The following is a 23,102-nucleotide window of genomic DNA, read 5'->3' as shown; positions in this document are numbered from 1 at the left end:
ACAATTCCAATTGATGAAAAACAGGGCGAAATCTGGCGGCGGTCGATGGCGACGCCCAGTTCGATGGCGTGTTTCTAGTCTAGTCACCGCCTCGGCTTGGAGGCAGGTCACTGGAAGTTCCGCAACGAGCCGATAGCGCCCGCCCCACCAGTAGACTCCCGCTACCGATACTCCCGCCACTCCGGGACCCTTCCGCGAGACTCCGTAGACATTCCGCCCCCGCCCTCCGCCGACCACCCCGCCGCCCCGCCCAAATCCCCAACCCCCGCCCGCGATCCCGCCGTCACGGCTGGTTTCAGCCGCTTATCCCCACCTCCGCCCACGGAGCGACAATGGAGTCACCGTCGTCTCCGGCGCCGTCGCCGAAGTCACCGGGCGACGCGACGACGGATACTGAAGACAGGGGAGACATCATCATGACCCGACCACCGCCCCGCGACGCCCTGCGCCGTTCCGCCCGGCGCGCGGTTGATGTAGAGCAGGCGCCATGTCGATCGCCCCCGCTTCCCCGCCGTCCCAAGGCGCCCTGGTCCTGTTCTCCGGCGGTCAGGACTCCAGCGTCTGCCTCGCCTGGGCGCTTGAGCATTATGAGCGGGTCGAGACCGTGGGCTTCGACTATGGCCAGCGCCATTCGGTGGAGATGCAGGCCCGCCAGCAAGTGCGCACCCGCCTGATCGAGGCCTTCCCCCAGTGGGCCTCGCGTCTGGGCGAGGACCACGTGCTCGACATCCGCGGCTTTGGCGAGGTGGCGCAGAGCGCCCTGACCGCCGAGCGGGAGATCGAGATCAACGAGCGCGGCCTGCCGTCCACCTTCGTGCCGGGCCGCAATCTGGTGTTCCTGACCTACGCCGCCGCCCTCGCGGATCGCCGGGGCCTGCGGGCCTTGGTGGGCGGCATGTGCGAGACGGACTTTTCCGGCTATCCCGACTGCCGCCGCGACACGCTGGACGCCCTGCAGACGGCGCTGAACCTTGGCATGGACCGCGACTTCTCCATCGAGACGCCGCTGATGCGCCTGACCAAGGCCGAAACCTGGAGCTTGGCCAAGACCCTGGGCGGCGAGCCCCTGGTGCGGATCATCGTCGAGGACAGCCACACTTGCTATCGCGGCGAGCGCGGCGTGCTGCACGACTGGGGCCATGGCTGCGCCGCGTGCCCGGCCTGCGACCTGCGGGCCATGGGCTGGAACGCCTGGGTCGGCGACGGGCGGCCCAGCCTGTGACCTACAGCGTCAAGGAGATCTTCCTGACCCTGCAAGGGGAGGGCGGCCAGGCGGGCAAGGCGGCCGTGTTCTGCCGCTTTTCCGGCTGCAACCTGTGGACGGGGCGCGAGCAGGATCGGGCCAAGGCCGTCTGCACCTTCTGCGACACCGATTTCGTCGGGACCGACGGGGTGGGCGGCGGCAAGTTCGCCACGCCCGACGCCCTGGCCGATGCGGTGGCGGCCGCCTGGACCGGCGGGCTGGACGACCGGCTGGTGGTCATCACCGGCGGCGAGCCGATGCTGCAGCTCGATACGCCCCTGATCGACGCCCTGCACGCGCGGGGCTTCATGATCGCGGTGGAGACCAACGGCACCCTGCCGGCGCCCGAGGGGATCGACTGGATCTGCGTCAGCCCCAAGGCCGACGCCCCCGTGGTCCAGACCCGGGGCCAGGAGCTGAAGCTGGTGTATCCCCAGCCGCTGGCCGACCCCGCGCGGTTCGCGGACCTGGATTTCGAGCGCTTCTACCTCCAGCCCATGGACGGGCCGGACCAGCTTGAGAACACGCAAAAGGCCGTGGCCTATTGCCTTTCACACCCCAAGTGGCGTTTAAGCGTCCAGACGCACAAATATCTGGGCCTGCCCTGAGGAGCGTGTTCGGTCGTTTCGCCGAGTACGTGCAGCCCTCCCAGGCCCCGCACACAAGTTTCGAGCCCATGACCGAGCCTGTCTTCGAAATCACGAAGGCCGCGACCTTCGACGCCGCCCACTACATCGAGCAAGGCCCCGCCGAGCATCGCTATCGGCGGCTGCACGGCCATTCCTTCAAGGTGGAGGCCAGCGTGAAGGGCGCCGCCCAGCCCGCCGGATGGGTCGAGGACCTCGACGTCCTCGACAAGGCCTTGAAAGGCGTGGCCGAGGAGCTGGACCACGGCCTGCTCAACGATCACCCCGGCCTTGAGACGCCCACGCTGGAGCGCCTGTGCCTGCACTTCGCCGGCAAGCTCAAGCCCCGCTTCCCCGGCCTGTCCCGCATCGTCGTCTCCCGCCCCACCATCGGCGAGCGGTGCGAGCTGGCGCTGTAAGGCGGTCAAAATAACCCGCTCACCCCGGCGAAGGCCGGGGCCCAGGTGAAGCCCTGCTGGCTCACCGGATGAATCTGGGTCCCGGCCTTCGCCGGGATGAGCGGATGAGGGAAGGCCTCAGTTCTTCTCCCCATCCCCGGGGATGATAAGCTTGCCCGTCCCGACCACGGCCTTGCCGGCGACCTTGGCGGTTCCGCCGACCACCGCCGCGCCGGCGCCGACCACGGCCCCGCCCGCCGCCACGGCCAGGCAGCCTTGCAGGACCAGCGCGCTGGCGATCACGGCCGACAGGGCGGCCAGACGATAGGGATGCATGGGACGAGCTCCGACTTGAGGCCTCCAGCCTACACGCCGGTTCTCAACGGAAGATTTCAGCGGATGGTCCGTGCGTGCTTCGAGACGCGCTTATGCGCTCCTCAGCATGACGAAGCTAATATGCCAACTGAACCCGTCATCCTGAGGAGGCCCCTTCGACGCCGCCTGCGGCGTCGCTCAGAATAAACTCAGGCCGTCTCGAAGGACGCAGGGTCTCAATACAGCTCGTCGTCCGACAGCTGGTCGGTCTCGCGGCGCTTGGGGCCGGTGTAGTTGGGGTCGTCGCGGCGGCGGCGGTCCGGGCCGAAATAGTCGGACGAGCGGATGAACGGCCGGGCCTGCTCGATGACCAGGCCGATACGGTGGATCACGCTGCGGGCGGTCACCGGCTTGGCCAGGAACTCGTTGACCCCGGCGTCGCGGGCTTCCTTCACCTTGCGGGGCGTGGAGTGGCCCGTGACCATGATGATCGGCACCAGCTGGTTGGGGCTGTCGGGGCTGTTGCGCAGGAGGTTGCAGAAGTCGATGCCGTCGATCGGCGCCATGGTCAGGTCGGTGATGACGATGTCGATGGCGTTGCGGCGCATGACCTCGAAGGCCTCGCCCCCGTCCAGCGCCTCATAGACCTGGCGCACGCCGATCGCCCGGAGAATCTCCGTCAGCAGGAGCAGCATGTTCTGGTTGTCATCAACCAGAAGAACTTTCAGGAAATCGAACCGCACGACCGGAATGTTGCCCCTGTGTCCGCTCACACGAGGGCAATCCTGCCTTCGGCGCGCAGGCTCCATAATGGCCTAAAACCTTGGCGGTCAACGCGAAAAACGGCGTTAGGCTTAACTGTGGGAAGGATTGAGCTGTTCGCTTCCAGCTTTTGCGGCCGATTCACCAGCCCTGCGAAGAGGGGCGAAGGTCACCCTCCGCCCCCTCCGTCAGGCCTAGAACTTGCGCGTGACGCTGGCCACCACCACCCGGCGAACGCCGAAGAAGCAGTTGGCCGTGCTGTAGCACCGCGCCACATATTCCTTGTCGAACAGGTTCGACGCGGTGACCGCCAGGCGCCAGTCGTTCAGGTCGTAATGGACGCTGGCGTCGAACAGGGTGACCGACGGGTTGATGAACACCACCGGCTGATAGCTGGCCGCCAGATTGCCCGCCGTGTCGCTGGTGTAGCGGACGCCGAAGCTGCCCCCCAGGCCGCGGAAGGCGCCGTCCTGGAAGGTGTAGTCCGCCAGGGCCGAGATCTTGTGCTTGGGCACCACCGGCAGGCGGTTGCCCAGGTCCGGGCCGTTGCTGCGGGTCACCTCGCTGTCGGTGTAGCTGTACGAAGCGTTGAGGCTGAGCCGTTCGTTGAAGCGGGCCACGGCCTCCAGCTCGACGCCTTTGACCTCGACCTCGCCGGTCTGGATGTTGAAGCTCTGGCCCGCGCCGTTGGCCGGGTCAGGGGTCAGGACGTTCTGCTGGGTCAGCTTGTAGACCGCCGCCGTGGCGAACAGCTGGCGGGTGTCGCTGCGCTGTTCGAACTTGATCCCGCCCTCGATCTGCTCGCCCGTGGTGGGGTCGAACGGGCTGCCGCCGCGGTCGGTCCCGGCCACCGGCTGGAACGACTTGGAATAGGCCGCATAGGGGATCAGGCCCGGCGCGATCTCGTAGGACAGGCCCGCCCGGTAGGAAAACTCGGCGTCGTCCACCTTGCCGCCCGTGGCCCGGTCCTTGGTCTCGACCCAGTCATGGCGCAGCGACAGGTTGACCATCAGCTTGCCGGCCTTGATCTGGTCCAGGGCGTAGAGCCCCGCCTGGGTCTGCAGTTGGTCCGAGAATGTCACCGGGGGCAGGGCCGGGATGGCCAGGCCGTAGACCGGTTGGAACAGGTCGATGCTGGGAATGCCGAAGCCGAACGCGCTTGAGCCGACGTAGTCATAGCGGCGGTAATCGACCCCGCCCACGAACTGGTGCGTCAGGCCGCCGGTGGTCATCGTGCCGTTCAGGCGGGTGTCGACCGCGAACACGTCCACGTCCTCGGCGAACGAGAAGCTGTAGCGGTTGACCGTGCGGTAGTCGTCCGGCACGCCGTCGAAGTTGTTGTCGACCAGCCCGTTGCCGCCGACCCCGCGCTGGTCGCCGTCCAGGTGGCTGAACTTCAGGTTCTGGCTGAGCGTCAGGGTGTCGCTCAGCTTGTGCTCGGCGTCGTAGCCGATCCCATAATGCTCACGCTTGAAGCGGTTGTAGCTGGTCTCGCCCAGATTGATCGTCGAGCTGACCTCGCCCAGCGGGTTGGGCAGCAGCACGCCGTAAGCCGGCAGGAAGCCGCCGCCGTCGCCGGTCACCTCGTCGTCCTGATAGTAGGACAGCAGGGTGATGCGCGTGGCGTCCGTGGGGCGGAAGGTCAGGGCGGGGGCCACGTAAACGCGGTCGGAGTCGACGCCCCGCGTCTGGGTGCCCTTGCTGCGCACCAGGGCGGTCAGGCGGCCCGAGACCGTGTCGCTGAGCGGGCCAGTGAGGTCGAGGTTGCCCTGAAGATGGTCACGGTTGCCGGCCTGAACCTCGATCTCGCCGCCGAACGTGTCCTGCGGGCGGCGGCTGGTCAGGTTGACGATGCCCCCGGGCGGCGTGGTGCCGTACAGGGCCGAGGAGGGGCCCTTAAGGATCTCCACCGACTCCGAGCCGTACAGGTCCAGGCCCGTGTTGGTGATCGAGCCGATCGCCGACTGCAGGCCGTCGATGTACTGAACCGGGTTGAAGCCACGCAGGGTCAGCCAGTCGACCCGTTCGTCGGGGCCGTAGTTCTCGCCCGTGACGCCGGCCACGTAGCGGGCCGTCTGGCTCAGATTGTTCCAATCCAGCAGGTCGATCTGGTCGCGGCTGATCACCGTCACCGACTGCGGCGTCTCGACCAGCGGCACCGGGCTCTTGTTGGCCGCCAGACCGCCCGTGGAGACGTAGTCGGGCGCGGTGACGATCAGGGCGTCGACGTCGGTCTGGGCGTTGGCGGCCCCTGCGATGAGAGCGGCTGCGCCCGCCGTGGCGAGCAGGCCGATGAGCTTGGTCAAGTCAGTACTCCGGGAAGTTTCGGGGAGAAGTGCAGCTATCGCCGCCGGAAGATGAAGGCCCAGACCACCACGGCGATCGGGGCGAAGAGGGCGATCCATGAGGTCCAGTCGCCGGGGCCGTCGGCCACCAGGGCGGCGACCAGCCCGACCATGCTGATCAGAGCGATGACCAGCGGGACCGTGTAGGCGTTGAGGGTCGAGGGGCGCTTGGTCATTCGGCGGGCGCTATCCGAGCCAGGACCGTGCCGCCGCTCTGCAGTTCGGCTAGCCGCTGCTCCACCGGCGCGCGCCGGCGGCCCAGCCACAGATAGACCCCGCTGCCCAGCACGATGATGGTCAGCACGTCGAGGATGGCCCAGAGGATCTTCAGCGGCAGGCCGCCATAGTCGCCAAAATGCAGCGGCTGCGACAGCAGCAGGGCCTGGGCGTACCAGGGCATGGACCGCATCGCCGTCAGCTCGCCGGTCTTGGCGTCCACCAGTCCAGGCGTCAGCAGTTTCTTGGTCAGGGGCGTGTCGCCCTGCAGGAAGACCGCATAGTGGTGCTTGGACGAGAAGAAGCCGCCGGGGAAGGCGATGAACTGCACCCGCATGCCGGGGGCCGCGGCCTTCACCGTTTCGACCGCCTGGTGCACCGAAGCCATCTTGCCCGGCTGCGGCGGGGGCTGGTCCTTGTAAGGCGCGGTCATCTCGGCGAGTTGGCCTATCTGCCATAGCTGGATGATCGGGGTGGACAGGGTGTTGATCACCCCCGTCAGCCCCACGACGCTGACCCAGGCCAGGGTCACGATGCCCAGCAGGTTGTGATAGTCGAGCCACTTCAGCCGCGTCGACCGACCGGTGCGCACCGTGCCGAACGCCAGCTTGCGCATGAACGGGCCGTAGACCACCACGCCCGACACCACGGATGCGAAAAACAGCAGTCCCATGAAGCCCAGGAACAGCATCCCGGGCAGGCCCGCGAACATGTCCACGTGAAGGCGCAGGATCACCGCCATCACGCCTTCCTCGTTGATGAACCCCAGGTGCTCGCCCGTGCGGCGATCCAGGGTTTGCAGCTTCATCTGGGATTCGGGGGCGTCAGGGCGCGGGCCGGTGGTGACGTTGGTCGCGGGGCGATCCTCGTCGAAGCTCATGAACAGCGGGACCTCGCCCGGCCGCTTTTCCAGCGCCAGGGCGATCAGCTCGTCCAGGGTCTTCATCTGTGACTGATCGGGGATCGCCTCGACCTTCACACCCTCGCCCAGGGCCTTGTCGATCTCCTCATGGAAGATCAGCGGCAAGCCGGTGACGCACAGCATCAGCAGGAAGGCCGTGCAGACAAGGCTGGTCCACTTGTGAACCAGGTACCAGGCGCGGATCGTCTGCGGCTTCATGCTCAACGGTGCGATTGAAAGTTAGTCGCAGCTTCTAGGGGGCGCGGGCCGTATTGGCAATGCCAAGCCGGAATAGGCCGAGCCTAGAAGCGTCCGGTCGAGCCTGGGACAAAAGCGCCGCCGCCCGTCTGGGCGCGATGACGCAGGAAGGCGTCGGCCAGGACGCAGGCGGTCATGGCCTCGACCACCGGAACGCCGCGAATGCCGACACACGGGTCGTGGCGTCCCTTGGTGCGCAGATCGACTTCCTCGCCCGCCTCGGTCACCGCCTGGCGCGGTGTGAGGATGGAGGAGGTGGGCTTGAACGCCACGCGCGCCACCACCGGCTGGCCGGTGGAGATGCCGCCTAGAACGCCGCCGGCATTGTTGGCCAGGAACTCGATCTGGCCGTCCTTCATCCGCATCTCGTCGGCGTTTTCCTCGCCGGTGAAGGCGGCGGAGGCGAAGCCCGCCCCGATCTCCACGCCCTTGGCGGCGTTGATCGACATCAGGGCGGCGGCCAGTTCGCTATCGAGCTTGCCATAGATCGGCGCGCCCCAGCCGGCGGGTACGCCCGTCGCCTCGACCTCGACGATGGCGCCCGTGGATGAGCCGGCCTTGCGGATCGTCTCCAGATGCTCCTCCCACACCGGCACGATGGCGGCGTCAGGGGACCAGAAGGAGTTGTTGTCGACCTCGGCCCAGTCGAACCGCGAACGGTCGATGGCGTGCGGGCCGATCTGCACCAGACAGGCGCGGATGGTCACGCCGTCGAGAATCTTGCGCGCCACGGCGCCCGCCGCCACCCGGGCCGCGGTTTCGCGGGCCGAGGAACGGCCGCCGCCGCGATAGTCGCGTACGCCGTACTTGGCGAAATAGGCGTAGTCGGCATGGCCGGGACGGAAGGCCTGGGCGATTTCCGAATAGTCCTTGGACCGCTGGTCGGTGTTCTCGATCAGCAGGCTGATCGGCGTGCCCGTGGTCACCTGGCCGTTGGTGCGGTCGTCCTCGAACACGCCGGACAGGATCTTCACCTCGTCCGGTTCGCGGCGCTGGGTGACGAACTTGCCCTGGCCGGGCTTGCGCTTGTCGAGCCAGACCTGGATCTCGGACGCGGTCAGGCCGATCCCGGCGGGCGCCCCGTCCACCACGCAGCCCAACGCCGGCCCATGGCTTTCGCCCCAGGTGGTGACGCGGAACAGGTGGCCGAAGGTGTTGTGCGACATGGCCGCGCTTTTAGCCCATGGGGGGCGGGGCGCAAACCTAGGCCTTCTGGATGCGCGAGGAGCCGGGCTCCAAGGCCAGCTTGACGCGGCTGCGCAGGGTGCCGCCCGGCGTGGATACGCGGTCCAGCGCCTTGAACTCGGTGATCCAGCTGCGTTCGGTCACGTCACAGATCGCATAACCGCGCTGGCTGCTGGTGAACTTCAGTTGCGGATTGACGGCCATGATCTTCATCATGTCCTCGCGCTCGTCGGCGCCGTCGCCGCTGGAGGTGATCGAGGTGGTCAGGAATTCGGCGGCGATCGGGTCGCCCACCATGTTGCGGCCGTCCAGATAGAGTTCGCCGGCGAAGTTCTGGTGCTCGTCGCCCGTCAGGACGACCGGGTTGCCGATCTTGCGCTTGCGCAGGGCGCTCAGCAGGCGGTTGCGCGGGTTGCGGTATCCGGCCCAGCTGTCGGAGTTCACCGCATAGAGCGCCGGGTCCGGCATGCGATCCAGATCCATGACCATGATCTGCTGCGCCAGGACGTTCCAGCGCGCCTGCGAGGCCGACAGACCGTCCAGAAGCCATGCCTCCTGCCGCAGGCCCATCACCTGGGCGGCCGGATTTTCCAGCTCGTCGCACACCTTGCCCCAGCCGTCGTTGCAGGGCTGGTCGGTGCGGTACTGGCGGGTGTCGAGCAGGTTCAGCTCCAGCAGGCGGCCATAGGACGCGCGGCGGAAGATCTGGATTTCGGTCCCGCGGGGCAGGGCGCCGCGCCGCACCGGCATGTTCTCGTACCAGGCCTGGACCGCCATCTGCCGGCGCAGGTTGAAGATCGCCGGCTCTGTGCCGTCCTGATCGATGTCGGCGACCCAATTGTTGTCCGTCTCGTGGTCGTCCCAGACCGAGAACCAGGCGGCGGAAGCGTGACTGGCCTGCAGGTCGGGGTCCAGCTTGTAGATCGCGTAGCGGCGGCGATAGTCGTCGAGGCTGTAGATTTCGTCCTGATTGTGCAGGCGGGCGGCCTTGGCGGTGCGGTCTTGCAGCGCCCGGCTGCGGCCCTCGTAGATGTAGTCGCCGTAGCAGAAGACGAAATCGACGTCCTCTTCCGACAGCTTGCGATGAGCGGTGTAGAAGCCGGACTCGTAGTCCTGACAGCCGGCGATGCCGAACCGTACCCGCTGGACAGGGGCGCCGGCGGCCGGCGTGGTCTTGGCGCGGCCCACCGGACTGCGTTCCCCGCCGACCGTGAAACGATAGAAATAGGGGCGCGCCGGTTCAAGGCCGCCGACCTCCGCATGCACCGAGTGACCCAGTTCCGGTCGCGCGATGTCCTTGCCGCTGCGGATGATGTTGCGGAACCCCTCGTCCGCGGCGACCTCCCAGTCCACCTCGACGATGCGGGCCGGCATACCGTAGCCGATCTCCAGCGGGCGAGGCGCCAGGCGCGTCCAGATCACGAAGCCGTCGGGGGCGGGGTCGCCCGCCGCCACGCCGAGCGAGAAGGGATAGCCGCCGATCTTCGGCTGCGCCCAGGCCGGGCCGGCGCTCAGCACCAGACCGCCAGCCAAACCCTGAAGCAGCAGACGGCGCGAGGGGCGGTCACGTAGGTCGAGAAGCGGGGACATGGCGAACTCCAGCACGGGGAGGTTCGCGATACTCCGACGCTATGACAGTTTTGCTGGCTTAAGCCGCCCAGGCCGCCGTGAAGCGCTTCAGTAGCATTCGTGCCGGGCTTTCGGCGCGTTCGGGCGCGCGCTCGACGCGCAGGAACAGATCGCCCTGGGGATGATCGCCCCGAGCGGGCAAGCCTTGGCCGGAGACCCGGATCAGGCCGCGCTCGGCCGCCTTCTGGGTGATCCAGACGCTGCGACGGCCAACCGGCGTGTCGATCACCGCGCGGCCGCCATCTGCCAGCACCTGCGGATCGATGGCGGCGGTGAGCCAAAGGTCGTCGCCGCGCACGAGCGTTTCGGCGTCGCCGCTGATGCTGACCGACAGGACCAGGCCATCGACACGGATGCGGTCATCCTCGCGCAGGCCCGCGGGCAGGGTGATGCGCAGGCGGCGGCCTTCGCTGTCGATCTCCACCTGGCCGCCTTCGACCGCGATCAGGGGAGTGATGGTCACGCCGGTGGCGGGAGGCGCGGCGGCCTCTTGCACGGCCGGCGGGAAGGCGATGGGAGACGCCAGTTCGGTCTGTAGCACGCGATGCGCGGCCAGCATGTCGCGGAACAGAGCGGGGCTGCCTCCGGGCCGGTCCGGGTGGGCGCGCTTGGCCGCTTCCCGGAAGGCTTTTCGGAGCGTCTGGGCGTCAGCCCCGCGCTCCACGCCCAGAAGGGCGCGGGCGGTGGCGGCGGTCATGACGGCGCGAGTAGTCACCGAGGGAGCCTCGGCTGTTTTGGTCAATTTCCTGTTAAGGCTGATTAGAAAGCCAAGGCGCGCTATAGGGCGGGCATGAGCGATCAGCCCCTCATCCCGCCCAGCCCTTCCGAGGACGAATACGTCCGCCAGGTGACCAGCGCAGAGCCCCTGCCGCTGTTGCCCGAAGCCGACCCCTACGCCCTGTTCGCCGAATGGTTCAGGGCGGCCGACAAGTCCGAGCCCAACGATCCCAACGCCATGGCCCTGGCGACGGCCGACGCGGACGGCCTGCCGGACCTGCGCATGGTTCTGCTCAAGGGTTTCGACGCCGAGGGTTTTGTCTTCTACACCAACCTTGAAAGCGCCAAGGGGCGTGAGTTGGCGGCCAATCCGAAAGCGGCCCTGCTGTTTCACTGGAAGTCGTTGCGCCGACAGGTCCGCGTGCGCGGTCTTGTGGATTCGGTGACCGACGCCGAGGCTGACGCCTATTTCGCCACTCGCGCTCGCCCCAGCCAGCTGGGCGCCTGGGCGTCGGACCAGTCGCGGACCCTGCCGGATCGTTTCGCCCTGGAAAAGCGCGTGGCCGAGGTCGGCCTGCGTTTCGGCCTGGGCAAGGTGAGCCGCCCGCCGCACTGGTCGGGTTTCCGCATCAAGCCGATCGCCATCGAATTCTGGCGTGATCGTCCGTTCCGCCTGCATGAGCGCCTGGTGTTTGAGCGGGACGCGCCTGATGCGGCCTGGAGCACCCGGCGGCTCTATCCATGACCACGCCTTCGGAGCTGGCCCACGAAGCCGACATCGCCACGTGGTTCGGGGCCAAGGCAGAGCGGGTCATCGAGACCTCCTGCGCCCGCGTCTTCCTGCTGGGCGACAGCGCCTGGAAGGTGAAGCGTCCCGTCGATTTCGGCTTCCTGAACTATTCCACCCTCGAACTGCGGCGCTGGGCGCTTGAGCGCGAGCTGACGTTCAACCGCGCCGCGGCCTCGGACATCTATCGTTCGGTCACGCCGATCGTGCGTCTGGCCGATGGCTCGCTGGCCCTGGGCGGGGAGGGCGAGGTGGTCGAGCATGCGCTGGAGATGCGCCGCTTCGACGAGAACGCCGTGCTGGCCGCCCAGCCCTGGGCCGTGGACGATCTGGTCGAGGAGAGCCTGGGCCGCACTATCGCCGCCTTCCACCTGGGTTCGGCCCTGAGGCCCAACGGCGGCGGCGTGGGAGCGCTGGGCTACACCATCCGCTCCAATGCCGGTCTGCTGACCGGGCTTGGCCCGCGCCTGGGCGAGACGGCTGTCGCCCGCCTGGTGGCCGAGACCGACCGCGCTTTCGCCGCCCAGGCCGACCTGCTGAACGCCCGCGCTGGCCAGGGCTTCGCCCGCCACTGCCACGGGGACCTGCACCTGGGAAATATCTTGCTGGAGAACGGGCGGCCGATCCTGTTCGACTGCATCGAGTTCAATGACGTGCTGTCGGACATCGACGTGCAGTACGACTTGGCCTTCCTGCTGATGGACCTGGATTTCCGTCGGCGACGTGACGCGGCCAACCGGGTGCTGAACGCCTATCTGGACGAGGCCGCCCGCAGCTTTGGCGATGGCCTGTTCCACGGCTTGGCCGCCCTGCCGCTGATGCTGTCGGTCCGCGCCGCGGTCCGCTGCCACGTCCAGGCCTATAGCGGCGATGACGAGGCGGCCCGGGCCTATCTGGCCGCCGCCCTGGCGCATCTGGAGCCCAAGCGCACCGGTTTGTTCGCCGTGGGCGGCCTGTCGGGTTCGGGCAAGTCCACCTTCGCCCGCGCCGCCGCGCCTGGCCTGGGCGGCGCGCCGGGCGCCGTGGTCCTGCGCTCCGACGAACTGCGCAAGCGCCTGTGGGGCGCCGCCCCGCTGGAGAAGTTGCCGGCCGAGGCCTACACGCCCGAATTTGGCCTGAAGGTCTATGCCCGCCTGTTCGAGGAGGCGGCGCTTGTCCTGGCGGCCGGTCGCTCGGTCGTGCTCGACGCCGTGTTCCTCAAGCCCGAGGAGCGCCAGCAGGCCGCCGATCTCGCGGCCCGCGCCGGCGTGCCGTTCCAAGGCGTCTGGTTGCAGGCCCCCGCCGAGCTGCTGCGCCAGCGGGTGGACGCCCGGACGGGCGACGCCTCCGACGCGGACGTAAAAGTGCTGGAGGCTCAGCTGACCCGCGATCCGGGCGCGCTGGACGGCTGGCGTCGCATACAGTCGGACGCCGCCTTCGAAGGCGAGGCCAAGGCCCTGGCGGAGATGCTGCGCTAGCGCATCATTGCATTTGCGCCGCACCGATTGCGCACCGCACAATCCGCCGTTACCGTTCGACTAAACAACGATAACACGAGGAAATGTCGATGCTTGGGCTGATGCAGCATGGGTCTTTGACGGTCGACAAGATCGTCGAGCACGCTGGTCGTTGGCATGCCGACCGCGAGGTCGTGACCCGCTCCGTCGAAGGTCCGATCGTCCGCACGACCTATGGCCAGATCGTCCCACGCGCCAAGCGCCTGTCCAGCGCGCTGATCTCTCTGGGGATCAAGCCGGGTGAGCGCGTCGCCACCTTGGCGTGGAACACCGCCCGTCATATCGAGGCCTGGTACGCGGTGATGGGGATCGGCGCCGTCTGCCACACCCTGAACCCGCGCCTGTTTCCCGAGCAGATCGCCTGGATCGCCAACCACGCCGAAGACCGGATCATCTTCACCGACCTGACCTTCCTGCCGATCCTGCAGGCCATTCTGCCCAAGCTGCCGATGGTCGAGCATGTGATCGTCATGACCGACCGCGCCCATATGCCGGCGTTGGATTTCAAGTCGGTGCTCTGCTTCGAGGAACTGGCCGAGGCCGGCTCCACCGACGTGCGCTGGGGCGGCTTCGACGAGGAGACCGCCTGCGGCCTCTGCTACACTTCCGGCACGACGGGCGATCCCAAAGGCGTGCTCTATTCGCACCGCTCAAACTACCTGCACACCCTGCTGACCCTGCAGACCGACGTCATGGGTCTGTCGGCGCGCGACACCATCCTGCCGGTGGTGCCGATGTTCCACGCCAACGCCTGGGGCACGGCCTTCTCCGCGCCGGGCGTCGGTTCGAAGATGGTCATGCCGGGCGCCCGCATGGACGGCGAGGCGATCTACGAACTGCTGGAAACCGAAGGGGTCAGCTTCTCGGCCGCCGTGCCGACCGTCTGGCAGATGCTGCTGCAGCACATGCAGGCCAACAACCTGAAGCCCTCGACCCTCAAGCGCGTGGTGATCGGCGGCTCGGCCTGTCCGGAAAGCATCATCCGCGCCTTCCATGACGACTACGGCGTAGAGGTGATCCACGCCTGGGGCATGACCGAGACCTCGCCGCTGGGCACGCTTGGCTCCATGAACGCCAAGGTCGCGGCCCTGCCGTTCGACGAGCAGATCCCCTATCGCCTCAAGCAGGGCCGTGTGCCGCTGGGCGTCGATCTGAAGCTGGTGGACGACCAGGGCAACCGCCTGCCGCACGACGGCCACACCTTCGGCCGCCTGATGATCAACGGGCCGATCATCGTCAAAGGCTACTTCAAGGGCCAGGGCGAGGTGCTGGACGACGAGGGCTTCTTCGACACTGGCGACGTGGCCACCATCTGCCCCCAGGGCTTCATGCAGATCACCGACCGCGCCAAGGACGTCATCAAGTCCGGCGGCGAGTGGATCAGCTCCATCGATATCGAGAACTTCGCCGTGGGCCACCCGACGGCGGCCCTGACCGCCGTGATCGGCGTCGCTCACCCCAAGTGGGACGAGCGTCCCCTGCTGCTGGTCAAGCTGAAGGAAGGCGAGACCGCCAACAAGGAGGACTATCTGTCCTTCCTGGAAGGCAAGATCGCCAAGTGGTGGATGCCCGACGACGTGGTCTTCGTGGACGACATCCCTCTCGGCGCCACGGGCAAGATCGACAAGAAGCGCATCCGCGAGACGTTCAAGGATTACGTCCTGCCCTCGCAGAGCAAGGTGACGGCCTGAGCCTCGGCCGTCAGGCCAGGCGCAGCGTCGCCTCAACGCCTGGCGGCCCGTCGCTGATCACGCGGCCTTCGTCCACCAGCTGCACGACGTGGCCGAGCAGGGAATGGGCGGCCGCCGGATGCAGGCGGGGATCCACTGCGGCGTAGAGCACCGGCACCATGGCCCGGATCGTTGTCGGCCCCTGCGCGAGGGACGCCAGCACCTGCGCCTCCCGCGCCTTGCGGTGGGCGATGTAGGCCTCGATGAAGGGCTGCGGCTCGGTGATCGGCGGGCCGTGGGTCGGCCACAGGGTCGAGAAGCCCCGGGCCTTCACCCGTTCCAGGCTGGCGAAGTAGTCGGCCATGTTTCCGTCGGGCGGGCTGATGACCGTGGTCGACCAGCCCATGATGTGGTCGCCGCTGAACAGGGCGTTCTCTTGCCTAAGGGCATAGGCCACATGGTTGGAGGTGTGGCCCGGCGTCGGCACGGCCTCCAGAGTCCAGCCTGGTCCGTCGAATAGCTCGCCGTCCCTGACCTCGAAATCGGGGCGGAAGGCCTCGTCGTGATCGTCGTCGAAGCCCGCCGCCTGCGTCACGGTGCGGCGCGAGCGGCCCCAGACTCTCGCCCCGGTCGCCGCAGATAGGGCCGCGGCCAGCGGCGAATGGTCGGCGTGGTCGTGAGTGACCAGGATGTGCGTCACCCGCTCGTCGCCGATGGCGGCCAGCAAGGCGTCCAGATGCGCGGGCAGGTCGGGACCGGGATCAATCACCGCCACCTCGCCTTGGCCGACGATGTATGTGCCGGTGCCCAGATAGGTGAACGGTCCGGGATTGTCGGCGATCACCCGCCGTATCAGGGGCGAGACCCAATCGCAGCGGCCGTACTGGAACTCGAGGTCGCGAACGAAAGGGATCACGGGCGGGGCCTTTATCTCGGCAGGACGCCCGAAAGATCGTAGCCCGCGGCCTCGCCCAGGCCCACCAGCTCCTCGCGGCTGCTGGCGCCCGAAAGCGCTTGGCCCAGGGACCAGCTGACGATCGAGCGGGTGCCCGAACGGCAGAACAGGAGGACGGGGCCGGGAGCTTCCTCCACCGCCTCGCGGACGGCTTCCACCTGGTCCGGCGTCGGCATGCCGCGCACCGGGATATAGATGTAGGACAGGCCGGCTTCCTCGGCGGCGGCGGCGATGTCGGCGCCGTCCGGCTGGGTGGGGTCTTCGCCGTCAGGACGGTTGTTGATGATCAGCACGAAGCCCTGGGCGGCGGCGGCGGCCACGTCTTCGGAGGTGATCTGCGGGCTGACCGAGATGGTGTCGGTCACACGTCGAAAGTTGCTCATGGTGCGGATCAGCTTTCGCGACGGGCGCGCATGAGGGCGCCTTTGGCCTTGAGGAAATAGTTCCCCAGCTTGCCCTTCTTGATCTCGACAGTGACGCCGTTCTTGAAGTTGCGGGTCGGGTCTGGGGAATCGGTCTGCTTCCAGACAGCGCCATCCTCAAGCTCGAAGTTCCAGGCCCCGCCCGGGCTTTGCCAGACGCGCTTGGCGATGGCGGTGATGGCCTCGATATCGCCCGTCTCAGAGGCTTGCTCGGACGCCGGCCCGTCCTTGTCCTGCTTTTCGGGCTTGTCGCCCCTGCTCTTGAACACCTGAGGCAGGGCGATGTTGAAGCCGAAGGCCGACCGCTGGGCCTTCTTGATCTCCTGCCGATCGACCACGACCACGTCCCCCGTGGCCTGAGCTGTCACAAGTTGCTCCGACGTCTTGTCGAAACAGGCCAGACGCTCGGTCGGATCACCAATCTTGCGGCAATCGGCAAGGGCGTCGAGGACGGCCGGACGGGCATCCAGGTTAACGGCGCCTGTTTGTGAGGCAGCGGGTGAGGCAGCAACCAGAACGGTTGCGGCGAGGGCCGAAAGTCCAAGCCGGCTCATGAGGACTCCTTGTTTTCCAAGGAATACCCCCGTCGGGCCTTGCGCCGCAACGCTCACGTCGGTCGTGATTGGGCGCTTGCAAGTGGTAGGGAAACGACGGTTGGTGAAACATTTCTGCAACAAGTCGTAAATTGCGGTGGAAATGGCGCAAACAGCAATTCCCAACCATCTCCGGCTTTGATGTAGTCCCGTCTCGGGGGATGAGTTGCGGGATTCTACGATAAATCCGAGACCCGTACCTTCCTCCATTTTTTGGGGGCACGCCGTTTAGTGCGGCTGCTGGAGGATAAGAATTTGATCAACAAGTCCACGCGTGAGCGCCTGCTCGCGTCTTCGATGATTTGCGGCGCGGCCTTCATGGCGATGTCTGCAACCACCGCCTACGCGCAAGATGACGTCGCGGTCGAAGAGATCGTCGTCACCGGTTCGCGCATTGCGCGTCCGGACCTGGTTTCGACCAGCCCCGTCGCCACCGTCGGCGAACAGGAACTGAAGCAGTCGGGTGTCGTGAACACCGAGAACCTGCTGAACACCCTGCCGCAAGCGGTTCCGGGCATCACCTCGACCGTGAACAACGGTTCGGGCGGCGCGGCTACCGTGAACCTGCGCGGCCTGGGCTCCAACCGCACCCTGGTGCTGGTTGACGGCAAGCGCCAGACACCGACGACCCAAGCGGGCACCGTCGACCTGAACCTGATCCCGCCGGCCCTGATCTCGCGCGTTGAAGTCGTCACCGGCGGCGCCTCGGCCGTTTACGGCTCGGACGCCATCGGCGGCGTCGTGAACTTCGTCCTGAAGAAGGACTTCGAAGGCTTCCAGTTCACCGCCGGCTATCAGAACACCGACGACCTGGACGCCCCGATCTATTCGGTCGACGCGACCATGGGCGCCTCGTTCGATGAGGGCAAAGGCAACGTCGTCCTGTCGCTCGGCTACAACGACCGTGAGCCGCTGACTCAAGGCAAGCGCGGCGGTCTGCTGTCGCAAGCCTACGGCGAACCGTCGGCCGCTCAGCGCGCCGCCGGCCTCACCGGCCTGGTTCCCTCGGGCTCGGGCTCGCAGGAAGACGGCACCGTCGGCGGTTTCGCCAGCGGCGCATTCGTGACCCTGCCGGGCGTGGCCAACAACGTGGCTAACCTGGGTCTGTTCACCAACACCGGCGGCGTGCGTCTCTACAACGCCGCGGCTGACACCTACAACTTCGCGCCGATCAACTACCTGCAGACCCCGCAGGAGCGTTACTCGGTCACGGCTCTGGGCAACTACGAGATCGCTCCGGGCATCGAAGCCTTCGCCAAGGGCAACTTCGTCTATTCGGCGGTCACGACCCAGCTGGCTGAAACGCCGGTCGGCTCGCGGATCTTCCGCTTCACGCTGGACAACAACCCGTTCATCAGCGCTGCGGGCAAGGCTGGTCTGAACACCTTGGGTTCGACCGCTTCCTATTCGATTCCGTCGAGCTCGCCCTGGGCTACTGGCACCTACACCGACGTCGACTCTGACGGCGACGGTATCTTCGACACCGTCACCGGCGTGTTCAACCGCCGCCTGACGGAAGTCGGCCCGCGTGTCAGCGAGTTCAACTTCTACGGCTTCCAGACTCAACTGGGCCTGCGGGGCGATCTGAACTTCATCAACGGTTCCTGGGAGACGTACATCCAGTACGGCAACACCCACGGCTCCAACTCGCTGCTCGGCGACACCAGCCTGCAACGTATCCAGCAGGGCCTGCTGCTGAACGCCACCGGCACGGGCTGCCTGGATCCGTCGAACGGCTGCGTCCCGGTCAACCTGTTCGGTCGCGGCAATATTTCGGCCGCCGCGGCGAACTTCATCAAGACCCGCATCGAGTCCTCGCAGGACTACGAGCAACTGGTCGCGTCCGCGTTCTTCTCGGGCAACACCGACAACTTCTTCACCCTGCCGGCCGGCGGTATCGGCTTCGCTGTCGGTACTGAGTACCGGTACGAAGGCTTCGACTTCCGTCCGTCGCAGGATCTGGCCGTCGGCAACCTGACCGGCTTCAACGCTTCGCCGCCGGTCTCGGGTGACTTCGACACCTACGAGCTCTACGGCGAACTGCTGATCCCGGTCCTCAAGGACCTGCCCTTCGCTCAGTCGGTGAACCTGGAACTGGCCGGCCGTCTGTCGGACTACTCGTCGCAAGACAAGATCACCAAGACCTACAAGGTCGCTGGTGACTGGGAAATCTACGACGACCTGCGTCTGCGCGCGTCCTACAACCGCGCCGTTCGCGCGCCGTCGGTTGGTGAACTGTTCGCCCCGCAAGGCAACGGCTTCCCGACCTCGACCGACCCGTGCTCGGCTCCTGGCTTCGCCAACCTGTCGGCCGGTGTTGCGGCTCAACGTCGTCAAGCCTGCCTCAACGCTGGCGTTCCGGCGGCTGCGATCGGCGTGATCAACGCCAACCAGCAGACCCAAACGCTCACGGGCGGCAACCCGAACCTAGCTCCGGAAGTCGCCGACACCCTGACGATCGGCGCCGTCTATCAGCCGTCGTTCCTGCCGCGTCTGGCCATCACGGTCGACTGGTTCGACATCCAAATCGACGACCAAATCGCGTCGTTCGGTGGTTCGACCCAGAACGTGTTCAACATCTGCTACGGCGCGGCGGTCAACGGCAGCCCGACCTCGCCCTACTGCCAAGCGATCCGTCGTCTGGCCAACGGCTCGATCGACTTCGTGTCGCTGACCAACCAGAACGTCGCCTCCAACAAGGTGCAAGGTCTGGACGTCGGCGTCTCCTACCGCTTCGACCTGGCCGACCTGGGCCTGCCGGAAGTGGGCGGTATCGCGGTCAAGACGCTGTACACCAACACCTGGAAGTCGACCTTCCAGGCCGATGAGATCTCCACGCCGCTGAAGTGCGCCGATCGCTTCGGTCCGTCGTGCGGCAACCCGACGCCGCGCCACAAGGTCCGCACCTCGGTCAACTGGTCTTATGAGAACTACGGCCTGAACCTGGTGTGGAACTTCATCGATGACGTCTACGACGACAACGCCGCTGTGCGCGTCGTCGAGAAGATCGGCGTGAAGAACTACATCGACCTGTCGGCTGACTGGCGGGCCACGGACAGCGTCTCCTTCACGGGCGGCGTGCGTAACCTGACCCAAGAGAAGTACCCGATCCTGGGCGCTAACGCCTCGCCGTCGAACAATGGCTACCCCGCCACGTACGACGTCCTGGGCCGGATGTTCTTCATCAACGCCTCGCTCAAGTACTAAGAGCGTAGTTTCGAGAAAGGGCGGCGGGCTTTACAGCCCGCCGCCCGATCTTGAAAAGCAGCGTTCGCCCATTTTTGCCTCAGGCGACCTGTCAGCGTTCGGCGACCCTAGGTTGGGAATGCCTATTATGTGACCTAAATGCGACAGATGTGCTGTCGTATTAAGCTTCGCTATTCGACCTCCATTGACCCTTTCTTTGAGCGGCAGATAGTCGCCCGCATCGAAGCGCTCGCGTTTCGGTTCAACAGTAAGGGGAGCGGTCCCGCGCGTTGCGCCCGATCGCCGGAGGATTAATCTTGCAAAACCAAACCACACGTACACGCCTCCTGGCGTCGTCGATGATCTGTGGCGCGGCCTTCATGGCCCTGTCCGGCGCGGCGTACGCTCAGGACGAAGCGACGGTCGAAGAGATCGTCATCACCGGCTCGCGTATCGCGCGCCAGGACTATGTCGCCAACAGCCCCGTCTCGACCGTCACCTCGGAAGCCATCCAGGCCGCCGGCTCGACGACGACCGAAGACGTCCTGAACCGCCTGCCGCAGGTTGTTCCGGGCCTGACCGCCGCGTCCAACAACCCGTCTGACGGCACCGCCACCGTCGATCTGCGCGGCATTGGCCCGACGCGGACCCTGGTGCTGGTCAACGGCCGCCGCATGAACCCGTCGACCCGTTCGAACACGGTCGACCTGAACAACATCCCGACCGCCCTGATCGACCGCGTCGAAGTCGTCACCGGCGGCGCTTCGGCGGTGTACGGTTCGGACGCCCTGGCCGGTGTTGTGAACTTCGTGCTGAAGAACAACTTCGAAGGGGTCGAACTCTCCAGCCAGTACGGCATCAGCGAGTTCGGCGACGGCAAGACCTCGAACAGCTACATCCTGTTCGGCGCCAACTCGCCGGACGGCAAGGGCAACGTCACCGCCTACGCTTCGTACTATGACCGCGACCGCATCCTGCCCAACAGCGACCGTGCCTGGTCGCTGTCGTCGAACGCAGGCGGTTCGGGCACCGGCGAGCGCGGCGGTCTGAACGCCATCGGCACCAACCCGTTCGGCGGCTCCACCTCGAGCCCGGCCAACATCCGCTACGCGTTCAACGCCGACGGCACGCCGCGCGCGTTCAACAATGACTTCGGCCTTGGCCCGAGCAGCGACCGTTACGACTTCTCGCCGGTCAACAACCTGCTGTCGCCGGGTGAGCGCTTCAACGCCGCGGTCCTCGGCCGCTACGACATCACCGACAACCTCGAGTTCGTCGGCGAGTTCTTCTATTCGGACAGCCGCAACGCCGCGCAGCTGGCCCCGACGCCGGCGACCGGGATCCAGATCCCGTACAACAACGCCTTCGTCACCCCGGCCCTGGCCAGCCTGCTGGCCACGCGTCCGAACGGGACCGCGCCGATGTTCTTCGATCGCCGCATGACGGAAGTCGGCCCGCGGGTCGAAACGCGCGACTCCGACCTCTATCAGATCAACCTGGGTCTGAAGGCCGACCTGGGCAACGACTGGCGCGCTGAAGCCTTCTACAGCTATGGCCGCACCGAGTTCCGCGTCGGCGTCGAAAACGACGTCTCGCGCTCCAAGGTGCAGGCGGCCATCGCCGCCGGCGGCACGACCACCAGCTGCGCTCCGTCGTCGCTGGCGATCTTCGCCAACTGCGTGCCGCTCAACATGTTTGGCCAAGGCACGATCACGCCGCAGGCCGCTGAGTTCATCCGCATCAACTTCAGCGACCTGACCGTGTTCGAACGCAACACCGGTTCGGCCTTCGTGTCGGGTCCGCTGTTCAAGCTGCCGGCCGGCGACCTGTCGGTGGCCATCGGCGCCGAATGGCGTGAAGACAAGCTCGACTTCACCCCGGACGCGGCCAAGAACGCCGGCGACATCTTCGGCTTCAACGCCGAACGCGCCGTGGGCGGCTCCTCCAGCGTCGGCGAAATCTACGCCGAAGCCATGGTGCCGATCCTGTCGGGCGTGACCGGCGCCGAGTACCTGGGCCTGGAACTGGGCGGCCGCTACTCCGACTACTCGTCGGTGGGCAACGTCTACAGCTACAAGGTCGGCCTGGAATACAAGCCGATCGACCAGCTCCGCGTCCGCGGCATGTACCAGCGCGCCAGCCGCGCCCCGTCGGTGTTCGAACTGTTCCAGGCGGGCGACCAGGGCTTCCCGGCCGTGCTCGACCCCTGCACCACGGTCAACCCCGGCACGGGCGCCGCGCGCACCCTGTCGGCCGCGACCCGCACCTTCTGCACCACGCAGCTGGGCTTCGATCCGGTGACCACGGGCTTCGTCGCCCAGAACACCCAGACGGAATCGTTCTTCTTCGGCAATCCGAACCTGAGCGAAGAAAAGTCTGAAACCATCACCGCCGGCCTGGTGTGGCAGCCGACCTTCGTCCCGGGCCTGACCGCGACGATCGACTACTACGACATCAAGGTCGAGGACTACATCGGCACCCTCGAAGGCGGCGTGTCGGGCATCGTGAACGGCTGCTTCGCCAGCGGTTCGCTGACCTCGGACGCCTGCTTCAACGCCGGCATCGGCCAGCCGCTGATCTATCGTGACGCGGCCGGCGCCCTGAAGGCCCGTGCTCCGCTCGGCAACGTGTCGGCTCTGCGCACCAAGGGCGTCGACTTCGCGGTCAACTACGGCTGGAACGTGCCGTGGGCTGGCGGCATGTGGGGCGATAAGCTGAACGTCGATGTGAACGTGACCTACCTGGACAGCTACACGCTGGACGGCGTTCAGTACAAAGGCACGATCGGCGCCTACAACATCTCGGCCGCGCTGCCGGAATGGAAGGCCTCCATGCGTCTGGGCTACGATCTGGGCCCGGTCCGCGTGTCGTACACCGGCACCTTCATCGACTCGATGGATAACCAGGGCAACATCCCGGACTTCGAGGATGGCGGCTATGTCGGCACCGACAGCTTCTTCTACCACGACGTCTCGGCTCGCTGGGCCGTGACCGACAACGTCGAACTGTTCGGCGGCGTGCGGAACCTGTCGGACGAAACTCCGCCGGTGTTCGACAACGCCCCGGACGGCAACACCGACCCGAACACCTACGACATCATCGGGCGGAACTACTTCGTCGGCGCCAAGCTGCGCTTCTAAGACGGGCTGACCGCAAGGTCGGTTTTGGGCGGCGGATCTTCGGATCCGCCGCCTTTTTATTTGCCGAAGGCTCGTTGCGCTCGATGGCGATATTCAGCGCAAGATCAGTCAAGTGCTTCAAATATATGACTAAATGTGTCGCCAATGCCGTGTACCGGCGCTGGTGAAGGTCTTAGCCCTCCCTGCAGGGTAGGCGTTCCGCGCCTGTCCCTTCGTGCTTCGGCGGGGCCTCGTGCTCCGCCTCAACAGGGGAGCGGC

Annotated in this window: 19 protein-coding genes; 8 read left to right on the top strand and 11 right to left on the bottom strand. The window is 66.5% G+C overall.

Annotation, left to right across the window (positions count from 1 at the left end; genetic code table 11):
- Positions 1 to 487: 487 nt before the first annotated feature.
- From queC to O5K31_RS13015, 3 genes are all read left to right on the top strand, one after another.
- Complete coding sequence (gene queC / locus O5K31_RS13025; protein WP_269714032.1) at positions 488 to 1,222, top strand: 7-cyano-7-deazaguanine synthase QueC; 735 nt, start codon at positions 488 to 490, stop codon at positions 1,220 to 1,222.
- Positions 1,219 to 1,851, top strand: coding sequence for a 7-carboxy-7-deazaguanine synthase (queE, locus tag O5K31_RS13020; RefSeq protein ID WP_269714030.1), 633 nt, complete (start codon positions 1,219 to 1,221; stop codon positions 1,849 to 1,851). The genes queC and queE overlap by 4 nt, the downstream gene beginning before the upstream one ends.
- A gap of 68 nt (positions 1,852 to 1,919) precedes the next feature.
- Entirely contained in the window at positions 1,920 to 2,288 is a 369-nt protein-coding gene (locus tag O5K31_RS13015) for a 6-carboxytetrahydropterin synthase (RefSeq protein ID WP_269714029.1), read from the top strand.
- A 117-nt stretch (positions 2,289 to 2,405) separates the two neighbouring features.
- Here the strand turns inward: O5K31_RS13015 and O5K31_RS13010 are convergent, their stop codons facing one another.
- From O5K31_RS13010 to O5K31_RS12975, 8 genes are all read right to left on the bottom strand, one after another.
- Positions 2,406 to 2,603, bottom strand: a complete 198-nt coding sequence (locus O5K31_RS13010) for a hypothetical protein (protein ID WP_269714027.1) — start codon at positions 2,601 to 2,603, stop codon at positions 2,406 to 2,408.
- Positions 2,604 to 2,818: 215 nt separating this feature from the next.
- The gene (locus O5K31_RS13005; RefSeq protein ID WP_269717057.1) at positions 2,819 to 3,325 is read right to left on the bottom strand and encodes a response regulator; all 507 of its coding nucleotides are present in this window, start codon (positions 3,323 to 3,325) and stop codon (positions 2,819 to 2,821) included.
- A 213-nt stretch (positions 3,326 to 3,538) separates the two neighbouring features.
- Entirely contained in the window at positions 3,539 to 5,650 is a 2,112-nt protein-coding gene (locus O5K31_RS13000; RefSeq protein WP_269714026.1) for a TonB-dependent siderophore receptor, read from the bottom strand.
- Between the two features lie 35 nt (positions 5,651 to 5,685).
- Positions 5,686 to 5,865: a hypothetical protein gene (locus O5K31_RS12995; protein WP_269714024.1), complete on the bottom strand. Its 180-nt coding sequence runs from the start codon at positions 5,863 to 5,865 to the stop codon at positions 5,686 to 5,688.
- Entirely contained in the window at positions 5,862 to 7,025 is a 1,164-nt protein-coding gene (locus O5K31_RS12990; RefSeq protein WP_269714023.1) for a PepSY-associated TM helix domain-containing protein, read from the bottom strand. Before O5K31_RS12990 ends, O5K31_RS12995 begins: the two co-directional genes overlap by 4 nt.
- An 83-nt stretch (positions 7,026 to 7,108) precedes the next feature.
- Positions 7,109 to 8,230, bottom strand: a complete 1,122-nt coding sequence (aroC, locus tag O5K31_RS12985; protein WP_269714022.1) for a chorismate synthase — start codon at positions 8,228 to 8,230, stop codon at positions 7,109 to 7,111.
- A gap of 37 nt (positions 8,231 to 8,267) precedes the next feature.
- A complete protein-coding gene (locus O5K31_RS12980) occupies positions 8,268 to 9,839 on the bottom strand; it encodes an alkaline phosphatase D family protein (RefSeq protein ID WP_269714021.1) in 1,572 nt (523 codons plus the stop codon).
- 58 nt (positions 9,840 to 9,897) lie between these two features.
- Positions 9,898 to 10,593, bottom strand: a complete 696-nt coding sequence (locus O5K31_RS12975; RefSeq protein ID WP_269714020.1) for a J domain-containing protein — start codon at positions 10,591 to 10,593, stop codon at positions 9,898 to 9,900.
- A gap of 75 nt (positions 10,594 to 10,668) precedes the next feature.
- Between O5K31_RS12975 and pdxH the strand changes: the two genes are divergently transcribed.
- From pdxH to O5K31_RS12960, 3 genes are all read left to right on the top strand, one after another.
- The gene (pdxH, locus tag O5K31_RS12970) at positions 10,669 to 11,340 is read left to right on the top strand and encodes a pyridoxamine 5'-phosphate oxidase (RefSeq protein WP_269714019.1); all 672 of its coding nucleotides are present in this window, start codon (positions 10,669 to 10,671) and stop codon (positions 11,338 to 11,340) included.
- Positions 11,337 to 12,839: a bifunctional aminoglycoside phosphotransferase/ATP-binding protein gene (locus tag O5K31_RS12965; RefSeq protein ID WP_269714017.1), complete on the top strand. Its 1,503-nt coding sequence runs from the start codon at positions 11,337 to 11,339 to the stop codon at positions 12,837 to 12,839. The genes pdxH and O5K31_RS12965 overlap by 4 nt, the downstream gene beginning before the upstream one ends.
- Positions 12,840 to 12,928: 89 nt before the next feature.
- On the top strand, positions 12,929 to 14,569 hold the full coding sequence (locus O5K31_RS12960; protein WP_269714016.1) for a long-chain-fatty-acid--CoA ligase: 1,641 nt from the start codon (positions 12,929 to 12,931) through the stop codon (positions 14,567 to 14,569).
- Between the two features lie 10 nt (positions 14,570 to 14,579).
- Here the strand turns inward: O5K31_RS12960 and O5K31_RS12955 are convergent, their stop codons facing one another.
- From O5K31_RS12955 to O5K31_RS12945, 3 genes are read right to left on the bottom strand one after another with little or no spacing between them, the layout of a single operon-like run.
- Complete coding sequence (locus tag O5K31_RS12955; RefSeq protein ID WP_269714015.1) at positions 14,580 to 15,464, bottom strand: MBL fold metallo-hydrolase; 885 nt, start codon at positions 15,462 to 15,464, stop codon at positions 14,580 to 14,582.
- Positions 15,465 to 15,475: 11 nt separating this feature from the next.
- Positions 15,476 to 15,886: a TIGR01244 family sulfur transferase gene (locus O5K31_RS12950; protein WP_269714014.1), complete on the bottom strand. Its 411-nt coding sequence runs from the start codon at positions 15,884 to 15,886 to the stop codon at positions 15,476 to 15,478.
- Positions 15,887 to 15,894: 8 nt separating this feature from the next.
- Complete coding sequence (locus O5K31_RS12945; protein ID WP_269714013.1) at positions 15,895 to 16,479, bottom strand: hypothetical protein; 585 nt, start codon at positions 16,477 to 16,479, stop codon at positions 15,895 to 15,897.
- A gap of 294 nt (positions 16,480 to 16,773) precedes the next feature.
- Here O5K31_RS12945 and O5K31_RS12940 point away from each other — a divergent pair, with 294 nt between their 5' ends.
- The gene (locus tag O5K31_RS12940; protein ID WP_269714012.1) at positions 16,774 to 19,725 is read left to right on the top strand and encodes a TonB-dependent receptor plug domain-containing protein; all 2,952 of its coding nucleotides are present in this window, start codon (positions 16,774 to 16,776) and stop codon (positions 19,723 to 19,725) included.
- A 338-nt stretch (positions 19,726 to 20,063) separates the two neighbouring features.
- Positions 20,064 to 22,844 (top strand): TonB-dependent receptor plug domain-containing protein, encoded by a 2,781-nt coding sequence (locus tag O5K31_RS12935; RefSeq protein WP_269714011.1) that lies wholly within the window; start codon positions 20,064 to 20,066, stop codon positions 22,842 to 22,844.
- The last annotated feature ends 258 nt before the right edge of the window (positions 22,845 to 23,102 follow it).

Origin of the sequence: Caulobacter sp. NIBR2454 (genome assembly GCF_027474405.1) — a bacterium.
Classification (GTDB): domain Bacteria; phylum Pseudomonadota; class Alphaproteobacteria; order Caulobacterales; family Caulobacteraceae; genus Caulobacter.
Note: the sequence above shows the minus strand (reverse complement) of the source record. Positions and strands in the feature narration are given on the sequence as shown.